This window comes from Arthrobacter sp. D1-17 (assembly GCF_054130535.1).
This window is the reverse complement of sequence record NZ_CP096382.1, coordinates 3,762,090-3,778,003: the sequence shown is the minus strand read 5'-3', so window position 1 is coordinate 3,778,003 and position 15,914 is coordinate 3,762,090. Positions and strand designations below refer to the sequence as shown.

General features: G+C 65.2%; 13 protein-coding genes. 5 read left to right on the top strand and 8 right to left on the bottom strand.

All coding sequences use genetic code 11. The features are described 5' to 3' along the window. Window positions 1-69: 69 nt before the first annotated feature. Window positions 70-2,763, bottom strand: coding sequence for an ATP-dependent DNA ligase (locus tag M1E01_RS17455; protein WP_457972782.1), 2,694 nt, complete (start codon window positions 2,761-2,763; stop codon window positions 70-72). 40 nt (window positions 2,764-2,803) lie between these two features. Between M1E01_RS17455 and ku the strand changes: the two genes are divergently transcribed. Next, window positions 2,804-4,063, top strand: coding sequence for a non-homologous end joining protein Ku (ku, locus tag M1E01_RS17450; RefSeq protein ID WP_457972781.1), 1,260 nt, complete (start codon window positions 2,804-2,806; stop codon window positions 4,061-4,063). A 40-nt stretch (window positions 4,064-4,103) separates the two neighbouring features. Here the strand turns inward: ku and M1E01_RS17445 are convergent, their stop codons facing one another. The 6 genes from M1E01_RS17445 to M1E01_RS17420 all read right to left on the bottom strand — a co-directional run bounded on the left by M1E01_RS17445 (window position 4,104) and on the right by M1E01_RS17420 (window position 9,507). Continuing rightward, window positions 4,104-4,574: an SRPBCC family protein gene (locus M1E01_RS17445; RefSeq protein WP_457972780.1), complete on the bottom strand. Its 471-nt coding sequence runs from the start codon at window positions 4,572-4,574 to the stop codon at window positions 4,104-4,106. Between the two features lie 235 nt (window positions 4,575-4,809). Continuing rightward, window positions 4,810-5,088, bottom strand: a complete 279-nt coding sequence (locus M1E01_RS17440; RefSeq protein WP_457972779.1) for an HPr family phosphocarrier protein — start codon at window positions 5,086-5,088, stop codon at window positions 4,810-4,812. Between the two features lie 50 nt (window positions 5,089-5,138). Beyond that, window positions 5,139-7,217 carry a PTS fructose transporter subunit IIABC gene (locus tag M1E01_RS17435; protein ID WP_457972778.1) on the bottom strand — a complete coding sequence of 693 codons (2,079 nt, stop codon included), beginning with the start codon at window positions 7,215-7,217 and terminating at the stop codon, window positions 5,139-5,141. A 2-nt stretch (window positions 7,218-7,219) separates the two neighbouring features. After that, window positions 7,220-8,218 (bottom strand): 1-phosphofructokinase family hexose kinase, encoded by a 999-nt coding sequence (locus tag M1E01_RS17430; RefSeq protein WP_457972777.1) that lies wholly within the window; start codon window positions 8,216-8,218, stop codon window positions 7,220-7,222. Further along, window positions 8,215-9,033 carry a DeoR/GlpR family DNA-binding transcription regulator gene (locus tag M1E01_RS17425; protein ID WP_457972776.1) on the bottom strand — a complete coding sequence of 273 codons (819 nt, stop codon included), beginning with the start codon at window positions 9,031-9,033 and terminating at the stop codon, window positions 8,215-8,217. Before M1E01_RS17425 ends, M1E01_RS17430 begins: the two co-directional genes overlap by 4 nt. A 216-nt stretch (window positions 9,034-9,249) precedes the next feature. After that, window positions 9,250-9,507, bottom strand: a complete 258-nt coding sequence (locus M1E01_RS17420) for a DUF6458 family protein (RefSeq protein WP_457972775.1) — start codon at window positions 9,505-9,507, stop codon at window positions 9,250-9,252. Window positions 9,508-9,708: 201 nt separating this feature from the next. On the opposite strand from M1E01_RS17420, the gene M1E01_RS17415 reads away from it, so the two are divergent. The 3 genes from M1E01_RS17415 (at window position 9,709) to M1E01_RS17405 (ending at window position 13,868) form a co-directional block, all read left to right on the top strand. Then, window positions 9,709-10,335, top strand: coding sequence for an alpha/beta hydrolase (locus tag M1E01_RS17415; protein ID WP_457972774.1), 627 nt, complete (start codon window positions 9,709-9,711; stop codon window positions 10,333-10,335). A gap of 328 nt (window positions 10,336-10,663) precedes the next feature. Further along, a complete protein-coding gene (locus M1E01_RS17410; RefSeq protein ID WP_457972773.1) occupies window positions 10,664-11,428 on the top strand; it encodes an HAD family hydrolase in 765 nt (254 codons plus the stop codon). A 70-nt stretch (window positions 11,429-11,498) separates the two neighbouring features. Continuing rightward, window positions 11,499-13,868, top strand: a complete 2,370-nt coding sequence (locus tag M1E01_RS17405; RefSeq protein ID WP_457972772.1) for a glycoside hydrolase family 65 protein — start codon at window positions 11,499-11,501, stop codon at window positions 13,866-13,868. 23 nt (window positions 13,869-13,891) lie between these two features. On the opposite strand, the gene M1E01_RS17400 is transcribed toward M1E01_RS17405, so the two are convergent. Further along, window positions 13,892-15,208, bottom strand: coding sequence for an MFS transporter (locus M1E01_RS17400; protein ID WP_457972771.1), 1,317 nt, complete (start codon window positions 15,206-15,208; stop codon window positions 13,892-13,894). Window positions 15,209-15,267: 59 nt separating this feature from the next. Here M1E01_RS17400 and M1E01_RS17395 point away from each other — a divergent pair, with 59 nt between their 5' ends. Continuing rightward, window positions 15,268-15,885: a hypothetical protein gene (locus M1E01_RS17395; RefSeq protein WP_457972770.1), complete on the top strand. Its 618-nt coding sequence runs from the start codon at window positions 15,268-15,270 to the stop codon at window positions 15,883-15,885. Window positions 15,886-15,914: the final 29 nt, after the last annotated feature.

Here is a 15,914-nt window from a genome sequence, read left to right as displayed (position 1 = left end):
CTGGCCAGCTCTGGAAGCTGGCCAGCCGGCGATGTCGGCCTGCAGCTAATGCGTGCGGGCCAGCGGGGATCAGGGCCGGGCGGTCTCAGTGACGACGTCCTCCGGCTTCTTGTCCAGCCGCCAGCCGCGCCAGACCGGGTGCCGCAGCTTTCCCGCGCCGGTCCATTCGCCAAAGGCCACCTCGCCCACGAGGTCGGGTTTCACCCAGTGGGCACCGGCGGCGTCCAGGGCGGGGACCTGGTCAAAGGGCGACGTTGTCCGGCTCAACCCGTTCATGGTCTGGCGCAGTTCCATCAGTTCACGGGTGCTGAAACCCGTGCCCACGCGGCCCACGTAGCGCAGCTTCCCGCCGTCGGGGATGCCCAGCAGCAGAGCGCCCACGCTGTCCGACCGCTCACCCTTGCCGGGCCGCCAGCCCCCCACCACGACTTCCTGGGTCTGTTCGATCTTGAGCTTGATCCACAGGCGGCTCCGTTGCCCGCTGACGTAGCGACTGTCAGTGCGTTTGGCCATGACTCCTTCAAGACCGAGCTCGCGCGCGCTTTCCAGAATGAGCTCTAGCGGCTCATCCAGCGTTTCGGAGAGCAGCACCGGGCAGTCCGAGGGGCGGTAGAAGCCCTGCAGCCTCGCCCTTCGTTCCTCGAGGGTGCGCCTGCGCAGGTCTTCGCCGCCCTCGGACAGCAGATCGAAAAGCATGAGCTGCACAGGGATGTTCGTACGGGCCCGTTTCACGTCGCCGGGCTTGGTCAGTTTCATCCGGCCCTGCAGGAGGCCGAAGTCGGGCGTTCCCCTGGGCCCAAGGGCCACGATCTCACCGTCGGCGATGAAATCCTGTGGCGGCCAGCAGTTCCGGTCGGTCAGCTCGGGGTAGCTGGCAGACATGTCGTTGCCGTTGCGGCTGAGAAGCCGCACCTTCCCGCTGTCCGCCACCACGAGGGCCCGGATGCCGTCCCACTTCAGCTCAAAGGACCAGTCGCTGCCGTGAAGGTCTGCCGGCGTCCCGGCTGTTGCCAGCATGGGCGTCGGGTCCTCGACGATGATGCTGCTTTTGCTTGCGGCGGTGCTGCGGCTGGCTCCGGTATTCCCTGCAGGGGACGTGCCGGCCTCTGCCTTGGCAGCTTCAGACTTGCCTGGTTCCGCCGTGCCGGCTCCGGGCTTCGCTGTTCCGGACGTGCCGATCCCCGCCGTGGCAGCGGAGGACAGACTTCCGCGCTTGCCGCGCACGCTGTGGGACTTGTCCATGAGGTGAATAAGCCACTGCCCCTGATCACCCTGGCCTTCCCCGGTGTGGATCAGCGCAAACTTCTTGGTTCCCCCGAGGCCGCCGCCTTCCTGGCCGGTCAGCGTGACGATTACTTCCTTGCCGTTGACCCACTTTTCCAAGTCATAAACGCCCTTATCCCAGATGGTCATCGTTCCGGCGCCGTACTGGCCCTTGGGGATGGTGCCCTCGAAATCGGCGTAGTCCATCGGGTGGTCTTCGGTCTGTACGGCCAGATGGTTCTTGGTACCCGTTTCCGGTACGCCCTTGGGCAACGCCCACGACACCAGCACACCCTCGTGCTCCAGGCGGAGGTCATAGTGGAGCCTGCTTGCATGGTGCTCCTGAATCACGAAGACTTCCTTGCCGTCCCTGCCGGCCTTGTCCTGCTGTGGCCCCTTGCCCCTCCCGGACCGGGTCCTGTGGTGCTTTTCGGCAGTGAAGGGTTCAGGAGTTTCATTTTGGTCCCGCAGGGACCGGTACTTGTTCAGCCTCGGGTCGTCGTGGCCCCCGCCACGGCGCGCACCGCCGTCGGACTTTCCGCCGACGCCGTGCGCGGCGCCGCCGCCCCCGTGCCCGCCGTCCCCGGCGGTACTTCTGGCGGCACGGCTGCTGGCCTCATCGACGGCGGCGAACGGGTCCTTGCCGCTACGGACCCGTCGCATGACCTCCCCATAGTGAAGGTGCCTGAGGGAGGCGGATGACAGCTCGCGCCAAGTGCGTGGGGCGGCCACGGTGGGGGAGGGCAGGCCCCGCAGTGAGTACGGAACGATTGTGGTCTTGGCGGCATTGTTCTGGCTCCAGTCCACGAGCACCTTGCCCGTCCTCAGCGACTTCTTCATGTCGCTCACGGCCAGGTCGGGTTGGTCGGCTTCGAGGGCCCGTGCGAGTTCGTGCGCGAAATCGGAAATCTGATCCGATGTTTGCGTGCCGTCCAGTGCCGCGTACAGGTGGATGCCCTTGCTCCCGCTGGTCACGGGCATCGGGTCCAGCCCCACATCCTGCAGGATGGCCCGGGCCAGCCGTGCCACCTCGGCGCATTCCTGCAGCCCCGCGCCTTCGCCGGGGTCAAGGTCAAGCACGATCCGGTCGGGGTTGAGGACATTTCCGTGCGAGTCCACCCGCCACTGCGGGACGTGGATTTCCAGCGAGGCGATCTGCGCCAGCCACGCCAGGGTTGCGGGATCGTTGACCAGGGGGTAGTAGTTGGTGCTGGTCTTGTGGGTGATGGCCGCCCTGGGCACCCAGCCGGGGGTGGAATGGTCCAGGTTTTTCTGAAAGAACATCTGCCCCGGCTCTTCCGCCGTTCCGACGCCGTGGACCCACCTCTTGCGCGTCGCCGGCCGGTCCGCCGCGGCCGGGATGAGAACAGGCGCCACTGCGGCGTAGTAAGCCAGGACATCGGCCTTGGTTGTGCCCGTTGCCGGGTAGAGGATCTTGTCCAGGTTTGTCAGTGTCAGTTCACGCCCTCCGACGCGGACCCGCTCCTTACTGCCGGCCACGGGGCTTCACCTCCGGGGCAGGGTGATGTTGACTGGTCTCATGAGAGCGATCTGGAAAGGCGCCATTGCGTTCGGGCTGGTCAACGTCCCGGTCAAGGTGTACAGCGCCACCGAGGACCATGACATCAGCCTCCATCAGGTGCACAACGCCGACGGCGGCAGGATCCGCTACCAGCGCCGGTGCGAGGTCTGCAGCAAAGTGGTGGACTACGCGGACATCGAGAAGGCCTACGAGGAGGACGGGCGCACGGTGATCCTGACCCGTGACGAACTGAAGGCCATCCCGGCGGAAAACAGCCACGAGATCGAAGTGGTGCAATTTGTGCCGTCCGAGCAGCTCGACCCCATCATGTTCGAGAAGAGCTACTACCTCGAACCCGATTCGAAATCGCCCAAGGCATACATGCTGCTGCGCCGGGCGCTCGAGGACACCGACCGCGTGGCCATCGTGCAGTTCGCGCTGCGCGACAAGACGCGGCTGGGCGCCCTGCGGATTCGGGACGACGTCCTGATGCTGCAGGCCCTGCTGTGGGCGGACGAGGTGCGCGAGGCGGAGTTTCCCTCGCTGGACACGTCCATTCGAATCTCCGCCCAGGAGCGCGAGATGTCGGCAGCCCTCGTGGAATCCATGGCTTCCGACTTTGAACCGGAGCAGTTCACGGACGACTACCAGGCCCAGCTGCGCCACCTGATCGAGGCCAAGCTGGAGAAGGGCGATGCCCTGGACACCGAAGAGACCTTTGGTGCCGAGGCCGGGGAAGGGGGCACCGGCGAAGTTATCGACCTCATGGAGGCGCTCAAGCGGAGCCTGGACCGCAAGCGCGGAGCGGGAAAGCGGGCGGCCGGCGGCGCTGAGGACTCTGAGGAGTCCGATTCTGAGGAAGACGAGACCGAAGAAGCTGAGGAAACCGGGACTGACAGCAGCACCGGCTCCGGCAAGGGCACCTCGCGCAGCAGCTCGTCCGGCAGGAGTGCGGCGGGCAAGGGAACATCCGGCAGACGGACTGGGACCAAGGCCGGCAGCGCCGCGACAGATGGTGACGGGAAGACTGGAACGGCCAAGACATCGGCTGCTAAATCCGGCACCGCCGCTAAATCGGGGGCAGCGAAGTCCGCCGGCAGCAGGGCAGCAAGCGCCAAGGGCGGGGAAAGTGCCCCCTCGAAGTCCGCTGCCAAGACCGGTTCCAAGACTGGAACGGCCGCCAAGGCAGGGAAGTCGACGGCCGCGAAGACGGCCACTAAGACGGCGGCTTCCAGCAAGACGGCGGCGTCCACCAAGACAGCGAGGAAGGGCGCCTAAGGCGGAAGGTGTTCCGCGTACCACGTTGGCTTGCCCTTGCCTACGGGGCGTCGACTTCTCCGCGGTCCACTGAGGCCCGCCAGGCGCCGGTCTCGATTCCGCGTGACTCGATGAACTCCTTGAAGCGCAGAAGGTCCGATTCCACCTGGCTTTCATCCACGTGCGCCGCGGCTCCTGTGCGCTCCAGCAGCCCCTCGGGCTCCCAATCCAGCTCCACGCTGACCCGGCACAGGTCCTCGCCGAGGCTGTCGAACGTCACGCGCCCGGCGTTGCGCGGTTTGTCCCTGCTGACCCACGCAATGCATTTGTCCGGCGTCTGCTCCAAGATCTGCGCGTCATACTCCCGCTTGATGCCTGCCACCTTGGTGCGGAAATGCAGGGACGTCTCGTCGATCTGTTCCACGGACTCGACACCCTTCATGAACTGGGGGAAGGACTCGAACTGCGTCCACTGGTTGTAGGCCGTGCTGACGGGAACCCGGACCTCAATGCTTTCGTGCAGGGTTGCCACTCTGTCATCCTCCTTCGGCCCGGTTCTCCGGTGCGGTTTTAAACGGTCGTGCGGCGTGGAGTGCCTTCTCTGGCGGCGCCATGATTCCAAGCTAGTTGGGCGCCAGGGCAAAAACAACCGACTAGTAAGTTTGCTTACCAGTGACCCCAAGGGCCCTAAAATGCCAACGGCCGGCTCCTGCCGTTCCCGAAAAGTGGGGAAGGGGCAGGGCCGGCCGCAGTGAGGCTGCTGAATGCTACTCGGCGTCGTGGTCCGTCTCGAGGATCTGAACGAGGCGGTCGAGTGCTGCGTCTGCACCCTCGCCCTCCGCCCGGAGCACTACAACATCGCCGTGTGAAGCACCGAGGCTCATCAGGGACAGGATACTGGCGGCGTCCATTGCCTCGTCTGCCGGCTCACCTTCACGGGCGATGGTGATGTCGAGGTCAAACTCGCCGGCTGCTTCGGCGAAGATAGCGGCCGGGCGTGCGTGCAGGCCTACTCGGCTGGCGACGGTTGCGGTACGTTCGGACATTTCTGCTCCTTGCAATATGCAGTGTGGGTTTGGGTGCTGACGGTCAGCGGTCAGACAGAAACAGGGACGCTCTCCACCGTATCAACGGGCTTGCGGACAGCCCAGCGCTTGAGGGCGAGCACGATGAGCGCTGTCACCACCATGCCGGCCACGATGGAAAGGGCGAACATCAGGAGATTGCCAATGGCGAAGAACACGAAGAACCCGCCATGGGGTGCCTGTGACGTCACGCCAAAGGCCATGCTGAGCGCACCGGTCACGGCACCGCCGGCCATGCTGGCGGGAATGACGCGGAGGGGATCGGCGGCAGCGAACGGAATGGCGCCCTCTGAAATGAACGAAGCACCGAGCAGCCAGGCTGCTTTGCCGTTCTCGCGCTCAGCCAGGCTGAAGAGCTTCTTGTCCAAAACCGTTGCCAGGGCCATTGCGAGCGGCGGGACCATGCCCGCAGCCATGACGGTCGCCATGATCTGCCACGGCGCCTGATTGGTCGCGCTGCCGGCGCCCAGGCCGGCAACGGCGAAGGCATAGGCCACCTTGTTGACCGGGCCCCCGAGGTCGAAGCACATCATGAGGCCGAGGATGATTCCGAGCACCACGGCGGAAGCCCCGGTCATGCCCGAGAGCCAGCCGTTCAGCCCGGCGGTGAGGCCGGCGATAGGCCCGCCCAAGAACAGGAACATGGCGCCGGAGGCGACGATGGAAGCCAGCAGCGGAATGATCACCACGGGCATCAGGCCGCGGAGCCAGCGGGGTACGGCCCAGGTCCCGATCAGGTGCGCGATGTAGCCGGCCAGCAGGCCGCCGACGATACCGCCGAGGAAGCCGGCACCCATGAACCCGGCCACAGCGCCGGCAACGAAGCCTGGTGCGATGCCTGGCCGGTCCGCTATGGCGTAGGCGATGTACCCGGCCAGGGCCGGGACCAGGAAGCCCATGGACAGGGCGCCGATCTTGAAGGCAACCGTGCCCAGGTACAGTGCGAGGTTTCCGTCAGGCAGGTTGAAGAGCGTGTTGTTCGCCAGGATGTCATCAGCCTTGGTGCCCAAAGCGATGTCGAAGCCGGCGAGCAGGAAGCCCAGGGCGATCAGCAGACCGCCGCCCGCAACGAACGGAATCATGTAACTGACGCCGGTGAGCAGTGCCCTCTTCAGCTTCTGGCCGATGTGCTCGCCCTTCTCAGCAGCTTCCTGCTCGGCCTGCTCTTCAGCGCCGAAGTGTGGAACGCGGCGGGCGTTGGGGTTGTCCGCGGCGTCCAGCGCTTCCTGCACCATCTTGGCGGGCTCGTCGATGCCGCGCTTGACCGGGGCATTGATGACGGGCTTACCGGCGAAGCGCTCCTTGCCGCGCACGTCAACGTCCACGGCGAAGATCACGGCGTCGGCGGCGGCGATAACGGCTGGGTCCAGCGGCTTGGCGCCCGAAGAACCCTGGGTTTCCACCTGCAGGTCAACGCCCGCTTCCTGGGCTGCTGCCACGAGCGAGTCGGCCGCCATGTAAGTGTGGGCGATGCCGGTGGGGCAGGCCGTGACGGCCACGAGGCGCTTGGGTCCGCTCTTTGCCGTAGCGCCACCGGTAGCCCCCGGCATCGCGGCTGCTGATGTTCCTGCGCCACCGGCTGCCGAGGCACCGGCTGCCGAGGCACCTGCGGGGACAGTGGCAGCGTGTGCTGCCGGCTTGTCCGCCAGGGCGTTCTCCACGAGTTCAACGATCTCGGCCTCGGAGGATGCGGCGCGCAGGCTGGCGGTGAAGTCCTTTTTGATCAGGGACCGGGCGAGCTTCGAGAGGAGCTTGAGGTGTTCCTGGTCTGCTCCTGAGGGAGCAGCGATGAAGAAGATGAGGTCCGCAGGACCATCCTTCGCACCGAAATCGACCTTCTGCGACAGCCGGGCCATGGCCAGTGTCGGCTCGGTCACTGCCGCCGAGCGGCAGTGGGGGATGGCAATGCCGCCGGGAACGCCGGTGGCGGTTTTCTGCTCACGGGCGAAGGCATCGGCGAAGAGGCCTTCAACTTCGCTTGCGCGGCCAACGGCGGCAACCCGGCCTGCGAGATGCCGGATCACGTCCTCGGGCGAATTGCCCAGGTTCTGGTCGAGCTCGACCAGGTCGGTGGTAATGAGCTGAGTCACTGTCAATCCTTCCGGAGAGCCGTGATGGTTACGGCATCGGGGGTGGTTTGGTGGACTGCCGGGACAGTGGAGCCCGGCAGGGAAGCGGCTGCGGCACCATGCGCCACAGCCTGACGGAGGCAGTCAGCCGGGGCGGCACCCTGGCCTGCGGCGAGCAGATAGCCGGCCAGCGAGGAATCGCCTGCGCCGACCGTACTGACCGCGGTGACCGGCGGATGCGTGGCCAGCCACGCGCCGTCGGCCGTCACAAGAACAGCGCCCTTGGAACCGAGCGTTGCCAACACGGCTCCCACACCGGAACGCACGACGGCGGCGGCGGCCGCCGCGGCAGCCTCCGGATCCGCTTCGAGCTCCTCGGCCGTGATCACCGGGGCGAAGCCTGCTGCAGCAGCAAGTTCCGCCAGTTCCTCGGCGTTGGGTTTGAGCAGGTCTGGTTTCCCGGAGACCGCTCCTTCCGGCTCGTCCGCGACGGCCGCGGCGAGCGGCGCCCCGGAAGAGTCAACCGCGATCTGCGGAACTCCGGTTTCGGCGTCCCCTGACCTGATCCGCCGGGCAACGGTGGCATAGAAACCGGCGGGAACCCCCGGCGGGAGAGACCCCGCAAGGACAACCCAGCTGGCACCCCTGGCATGTTCCAGCAGCAGCCCGATGAGGGCCTCCTGGGCTTCTTCACCGAGCATCGGACCGGGCTCGTTGATCTTGGTGGTGACCCCGCCCGGCTCCGTGAGTGCCACGTTGGTCCGCAGCGGCTCGTGGATGGAGAGGGCTGCGAAGGGCACCTTGGCGTCGCGCAATCCGGCAATGACGGGGTCAGAGTCTCCACCCGGGAGGACAGCAACCGTTTCAAGCCCGGAGGCTACGAGGGCGCGTGAAACATTGACTCCTTTGCCGCCGGACTCCTGGCTGACGGACACGGCGCGCTGCACTTCACCGCGTTCAAGGGGCCCTGGCAGAGCCACGGTGCGGTCAAGGCTGGGATTGGCCGTGAGCGTGACGATCATGCGACGACCACCTCCACGCCGGCATCTGCAAGCGCCGCGGCTAGTTCTCGGCTGGGTTTGCGGTCAGTGATCACTGTGTCCAGATCTTTCAACGAGGCGAACTGGACCAGCGTTTCCGCGTCCAGCTTGGATGAATCGGCCAGCACCACAATGCGGCGGGCCGAATGGACGAACGCGGCTTTGACGGCCGCCTCTTCGGGGTCGGGCGTGCTGAGGCCGAAGCTTGGGTGGATGCCGTTGGTGCCCAGGAAGGCGATGTCAGGGCGCAGCCGGCAGGCCGCATCAACGGTGGACTGGCCTACGGCGGCCTGTGTCAGTCCACGGACCCGGCCGCCCAGGAGCTGCAGCGCGATGCCGTTGGTGCTGGCGAGTTTGGCGGCGATGGGGACGGCGTGGGTGATGACCACCAGTTCTTGGTTGTCCGACTTTGCGGCTGCCCCCTTTCCCGCGGAGGGTGCGGGGCTGCGCCGGGCCAGGATGTCCGCCAGCACCTCGGTGGTGGAGCCTGCATCGAGCACGATGCTGCTTGAGGGCCCTTTGGGCAGGAAGGCGAGGGCGGCCTCCGCAATGCGGAGCTTTTGCGCTTGGCGCTGGACCGTTCGCTCGAGGATGCTTTCTTCGGTTGTGCTGAAACGGTCAGCGGAGACCGCCCCTCCGTGGACGCGGCGGACGGTGCCAACCGCTTCCAAAGCGGCGAGATCACGCCGGACGGTTTCGGTGGTGATGCGGAAGCGCTCGGCGAGGTCGGTGACGCTGGCGCGGCCGCTGGCTGCAACGAGCCCTGCGATCTGCTGCTGACGCTCCTCGGCGAACACATACCCTCCATTGCGTAAGTACTGCCTGCCCTGCAGTGACTGCCATCACATGATCTGCAATTACTTGACTTTATCTTTGTTCTTGTTGCTTTGTCAATGAAAAACAACATGAAACCAAAAAGCCGGGCCTGACCCGGAGGGTCGGCCCGGCAATCCGGTGCTCATGGAGGACTGGCGGCCAGCCGTAGGGCTGCGGCAGGTCCATGGTGAAGGGGTCTACAGGTTTCCGTCACGGCTTTCATTGCGCGTGATGCGCTCGCCCGTGCTTGGATCAACCACCGAACGGGTCTCGCTGACGCGGCGGCTCCTGCCGGGGTTGGCCAGGATGAGGGACGCGACCAGCCCGATGACGCCAACGGCCATCAGGATGTACCCGATCAGTGTCTGGTCGACATTGGGGATGAGGCCCGGGGTGACGGCCCAAGCCAGGATGGCACCCAGTGCGATAAGGAAAATAGCGGAACCGATTCTCATAACGTGCTCCTTGCATTAGCGGACTTCCCGCAACGTGGTTGGTGCCTGCCAAATCTCTGCGTCTGTCAGAATTTCCCGGTCTGCCAGACTTTGAACCGTCTTTTGCTAAGCATGCTGTTAATCGTCAGGCTACATCCCGGGAATCGCACTTTCAATCAAACGCGCAGGTCAGCCCGGAGATGGCTTGGATAGGCTGGTCCGATGGAAACGGTGGTGTGGTCGAAGCCGGCCAGCGAACGTGCGGGGACGCCCTTGCTGGTCATGATGCATGGCTATGGCAGGGACGAATCGCGGATGGTGAACCTGTTCGACCATCTCCCCTCTGAATTCACCTGCGCTGCGTTGCGGGCACCCATGCCAATCGCGGACGGGTATGGCTGGTTTTTGCTCGACTACTTCCTGACGAACGACTTCGCTGATGTCATCGCTGCTGCAAATTCTGTCCTGACCTGGATTGACTCCGTCAAGGACGGGCATAGCAGTGTGAGCCTGCTGGGATATTCGCAGGGAATGGCGATGGCAAGCACGTTACTGAGGCTGCGTCCGCGGGATTTTCCGGCCGTGGTGGGTCTGTCCGGCTTTGTGCTGAACAATGACTTGTTGGGGCTGGGGGAGTCCTTCGACGTCCGGCCGCCGTTTTTCTGGGGGAGGGACAAGGCGGATCTGGTGATCAACGATGATGCCATCGAGTACACCGCGGAGTGGCTGGAGGCCCATACCCGGCTGACCGCGCGCACTTACCCGGGAATGGGCCACGGGATGTGCAAGGCCGAAATGGTGGACGTCAGCGCCTTCCTGAGGCACTACGTGCGCGAGGCAGAAAGTTAAAAAACAGTTGCAGGGCAAATCTGCAAGCGCTTACACTCGTCTCTGGCCGTGAGGGTCTGGAAGGGCGCTGGATGCAGGCTGCGGAAACGGAAAGGACGTTTGCCGTGACAAGCCTGCAGCCTCATCATGGAAGTAGACGTTTCCAGCGTCCTGCGCCGCACATCATCGATGCTGTGCCAGCGGGGGCCTCTCTGTGCCGTTCAGGACAGCTGCTCAATGGTTCGCGCCGAATGACCTGCGCGACACAAAGTTCCGCCAATGGGGGCGGACCACTCCGCATGGTCCCCAACCAGTGCTGCCCGCCCTCCGAAAGGAATCTGCACCTGCCATGACTGACCTACCCAACGCCAGCGGCCATGCCTGCGCCAACTCCGGCAGCACCCTGCCCAGCTGGACCACAGCCTCAGCCATCCTGTTCGACCTCGACGGCGTCCTGACGCCTACTGCTGTAGTGCATGAGCGCGCTTGGCAGGAGCTTTTTGACGGGTACCTCGCCTCCGTGCCGGGGAAGCCGGGCTACCGCGAGAGCGACTACTTCGACCACATCGACGGCAAGCCCAGGTTCGACGGCGTCCGTGACTTCCTGACCTCCCGCGGCATTGAACTTCCGGAGGGGCCGACGGATGACCACCCGGACAACGAGACGGTCCAGGGGCTGGGCAACCGGAAGAACGAAATCTTCAACGACATTGTCAGCGCTGGTGTAGATGCCTACAAGGGCTCGGTACGGTTCCTGGAAGCTGCCCTGTCCCGGGGGCTCAAGGTCGCCGTTGTCTCATCCTCGCGCAACGCACCATCTGTGCTGCGCGCCGCCGGCCTCGATGCCCACTTCACGGTGGTGGTGGACGGCGTGGTGGCAGCGGCGGAAGGTATTCCCGGAAAGCCCAGCCCCGCCACATACGAATACGCTGCCCGGCTTCTGGAGCTGCCCAGCGAGGAGTGCGTGGTTGTCGAAGACGCAGTGTCCGGCGTTCAGGCCGGCAAAGCAGGCAACTTCCACTCAGTGATCGGGGTGGACCGCGGTGCAGGCCGGCAGACCCTGCTCAATGCCGGCGCTACGCTCGTGGTCAATGATCTGGATGAACTGCTCTAGTCCCCTCTCCACGCTTTACGCCAGGTCCCCAACCCTGGCCGCACCTCCAACCGCATAAGGAACGCCACTCATGGCACTCATCACCGCTGATCGCATCCGCTTCCCCAACGACCCCTGGAAGCTCGTGGAGACAAGCCATGTCTCCGGCACCGCCGGCGCTCTGGAAACGTTATTCGCCCTCGGTAATGGCCACCTGGGCATCCGCGGTGCCCACTGGGCCCCCGCAGATGCGGAGCTTCCCGGCAGCTTCATTAATGGGTTGCACGAAATCTGGGACATCAAGCATGCTGAAAATGCGTTTGGTTTCGCCCGCACCGGCCAGCGGATCCTCTACATCCCGGACGTCAACAACTTCGGTGTGACCATCGACGGCGAAGCGCTTAGCCTGGCCGAGTCCACCGTGCTGGATTACCGCCGCACGCTCGACTTTGGCACTGGAATCTATGAATGCCGGGTCGTCTGGCAGTGCCGCTCCGGCGCCACCGTCACCACCGTGGAGCGCCGCGCCGTGGGCTTCGAGTCGCGCGGCTGCCTTGGCATCTCGCTGGAACTCTCCGCGGACCGTCCTGTTTCCGCTGACGTTACATCGTCGGTGGTCAACCGGCAGGACCAGCCGGTGGACGACCACTCGGCGCATGACCCCCGGCGTGCCGGCCGGCACGCCGGCCGAGTCCTGCTGCCGGTGAAGCTCGACGGCGGTGACGGTTCGCTTCGTCTTTCCTGGGAAGCCGCGGAGTCCAAGCAGCGTGTGGGAATCGCCGTCGACCACTGGACCTCCGCCGGACACCAGCCGTTCGACACCCAGGTGGACCAGGACGAGAGCAGCGTCCGGTATGTGCTGGCTGTCGGAGCAGACGAAAGCTTCACGCTCGAAAAGAGTGTCAGCTACGCGGTGGCCGCCAGTACCAGGGAGTTCCTGCCGGGCACGGCAGATGTGCAGGCCGGGGAGGACCCGTCGGAGGCCGCCGGGGCAGCCCTCAAAACCGTCTCGGAGGTCTTCGCTGAAAGCGAGGCGCACTACCGCGGCTACTGGGCCACCGCGGACATCAAGGTGGGAGGCCAGCCGGAACTGCAGCAGGCGGTCCGCTGGAACCTTTTCCAGCTCGCCCAGGCCACCGCGCGTGCAGGCGTTGCCGGCATTCCCGCCAAGGGTGTCAGTGGATCGGGCTATGACGGGCACTATTTCTGGGACCAGGAGGTCTACCTCCTGCCGTACATGACGTACATAAATCCCGACGGCGCCCGTCAGGTGCTGGAGTTCCGGCATGGCATGCTGCCCGAGGCAAAGATCAGAGCCAAAGAGCTCAGCGTGGATGGGGCGCTGTTTCCCTGGCGCACCATCAACGGGCTCGAGGCCAGCGCCTATTACGCCGCCGGCACGGCCCAGTTCCACATTGCCGCTGCCATCGCCTTTGCCGCCAACAGGTATGTATGGGCCAGCGGTGACGCCGAATTCCGCGGCGGCATGGGGGCGGACCTGCTCATCGAAACCGCACGCATGTGGGCGTCGCTGGGGTTCTTTGGCAAGGACGGCCAGTTCCACATCCATGGCGTGACCGGACCGGACGAGTACACGGCCGTGGTGAACGACAACCTGTACACCAACGTCATGGCGCGGTTTAATCTGCGCGCGGCGGCAGCGCTGGACCATCCGGCGGTCGACGACGCCGAGCGGCAGCTATGGCAGGCGGCGGCGGACCGGATCCAGTTGCCCTTCGATGAGCGGTTCCAGGTCTACTCCCAAGACAACGACTTCATGACCCTGGAGGCGTGGGACTGGACGACCCCCCGCTCCAAGTACCCCCTGCTCCTGCACTTCCACCCGCTAGTGATTTACCGCCACCAGGTGCTCAAGCAGGCGGACACGGTCCTGGCCATGTTCCTGCAGTGGCAGGAGTTCTCGGCCGAAGAGAAGCGCCGCGCGTTTGACTTCTACGACCCCATCACCACCGGCGATTCCACGCTTTCCGCGTGCGTTCAAGGCATTATGGCCGCCGAGGTTGGCTACCGGGGGGCAGCCCTGGAGCACTTCACGAATGCCGCCTTCATCGACCTCGACGATACCCACGGCAACACGATCGACGGTGTTCACATCGCCTCGACGGGCGGCGTGTGGAGCTCGCTGGTGTGCGGCTTCGCCGGCCTTCGTGACCAGGGCCCTGTGCCGTATTTCGATCCGCGACTGCCGGAGGAATGGGACAGCCTATCGTTCCACCTGAAGATCCAGGGACGGCTCCTCCTGGTAGACCTCGACCCGGCCGGCATCACCCTGCGCGTCCTGGAGGGGGAGCCGCTGGACGTCGATGTTCGCGGAGGTGTGCACTCCGTGGGCGCCCACCCAGTGCGCGTGGCACTCGATCCGGTTGAAGCGCCCGAGCCTTCAGCGTTCCCGAGCGGACCGCCCACGGCCAGCATCCCGGTGGTACGCGCCCGGTCCTGACAGACGTCGAGTCCTGACAGAAGTCAGGGTCTGGCGTCTGCGTCTGCGTCTGCGGGAACATCGTGGCGCCGGTCCAGGGGGTGGGCCGTCTCGTCGGCCGGCATGCGGGCGGCCACCACTGCCACAACGGCCATGACGGGGCAGACGCCGCCGGCGACGAGGAAGATGGCCCAGATGGGGAACACTTCTGCGGCGGGTCCCGCGAGCGCCATGGACACCGGCATCAGCGCCAGGGAAACAAAGAAATCCAGGCTGGAGACCCTGCCCAGCAGGTGCGGCGGAACGCGCCGCTGCAGCAAAGTGCCCCAGATGACCATGCCCACGCTGCCGGTGGCGCCGAAGATGAAGACAGCCAACGCCAGCACCCAGAAACTGTCGATGATGCCCACCGCGGCCAGCGGCAGGCTGCCCATGCCCCACGAAACCATCATCACTGTCAGGTACCGGCGCGGCAGCCGGAAGGAGGCTGTGACGAGGGAAGCGATCGCGCTGCCCACCCCCATAACGGCCAGCAGGAAGCCGAACATCCGTGAGTCACCGTTGAGCTGGTCCCGGATAACGAACGGCAGCAGCACCTCGATGGGGCCGATAAGGAAAAGGACCGAAATGCACGCCCACAGCAGGGTCCAGAGCAGCCAGGGGGTCCGGACGGTATAGCTGATGCCCTCCCGGAGGTCGCGGAAGAAGGAGGATTTCTCCGGTTTCCCTTCCCCGATGCCGGGAGCCACTACCGCAGCGGGAGCCTCCACTGCCGCGGGACGAAGGAAGTTCAGAATGACAAAGGCCAGCAGATGGCAGGCGGCCACGCCCGTCACCGCGTGTGATGGTGAAAGTGCAGCAACAATGATGCCGGCCGCCGCCGGGCCCGCCGCCTGCTGCAGCATCGGCCGCAGGGTCCCTTCCATTCCGTTGGCCGCCAGCAGGTCTCCCGGAGGCAGGATCCGGGGCAGAATCGCGGAATAGGCAGGAAAGAAGAACGCCGCGCCCACGCCGAGCACGAAGGCCCCCACTGCCAGATGCCACAGCTGCAGCCAGCCGGCGAGGGCCAGTCCGCTGATGGTGGCAATCACCGCCAGGTTGACGCCTTCGACGGCGATGATGAGGAACCGCTGCGGAAAACGGTCCGCGGCAATGCCGCCGGCCAGGACAAAGGCCACCAGCCCCATACTTCCCGCGGCGGCGACCACCGAAAGCTCGAGAGGCCCGCCGCCGAGTTGGATGACCTGGTACACCATGGCAACTGCCCACATCCCGGAACCAAAAATGGACACGGCCAAGGCGGCAATCAGAACACGGTATTCGCGGTGGACAAAGGGGCGGAGCGCTTTCGGGAGTGGCACTGTGCAATCTTAGGCCTGGCAGCCCCACTGGGTAAGCGGTGCTGGGATAGGCTCTGGGCATGGGGATCGGAATTGCCGCAACGGCGCGGCGCAACGTGGCACTGATCGGCGCCAACTATGGCCTTGCATTGCATCCATTGGACCGGGACGGAGTCCACGTCCCAGGTGAACCCGCCAGTTGCTTTGCCACTTTTTGGGTTGCCGACTGGTCCAAATGGGGGACCGGGACGGCGTTGCTGGTGGCCACGCTCCAAGGGTGGCGCAGCTACGGTCCGGATGAGCTTTTCGCCTCTACCCTCGCCGGTGAACTGACGCGGTACTTCCCCGAGGCTGCCCGTTTTCCCTTCACTGCCCTCAGCCACACCGAGGATGATTTCCGCGTGCAGCTGAACCTTGAGCGGGGGTTCAAGGCCGTTGGGCGCCGCGCCGCACTCGAAATCTCCGGCGTGCTGGACAGGCGGCAGTTTGCAGCGCCCGACTTTCAGCTCGGGCCCGCCAGCGCGTCGATGAGTAATGTCTACCTGCCGTGCAGCGCAGGCCGGCTGTCTGAATTCGGCATCGACTGGCCGGGCGCCCCCATGGTCTATCCCGGTCCGCGGGGGCCGTCATCATCGGCGTATCTCGCCGTGGCAGAATCCTGGACGGTCCAGGCGGCCGGTGAATCATCAGCAGGGTGACTAATGTTAATGCAGGCAGCAGCTGAACG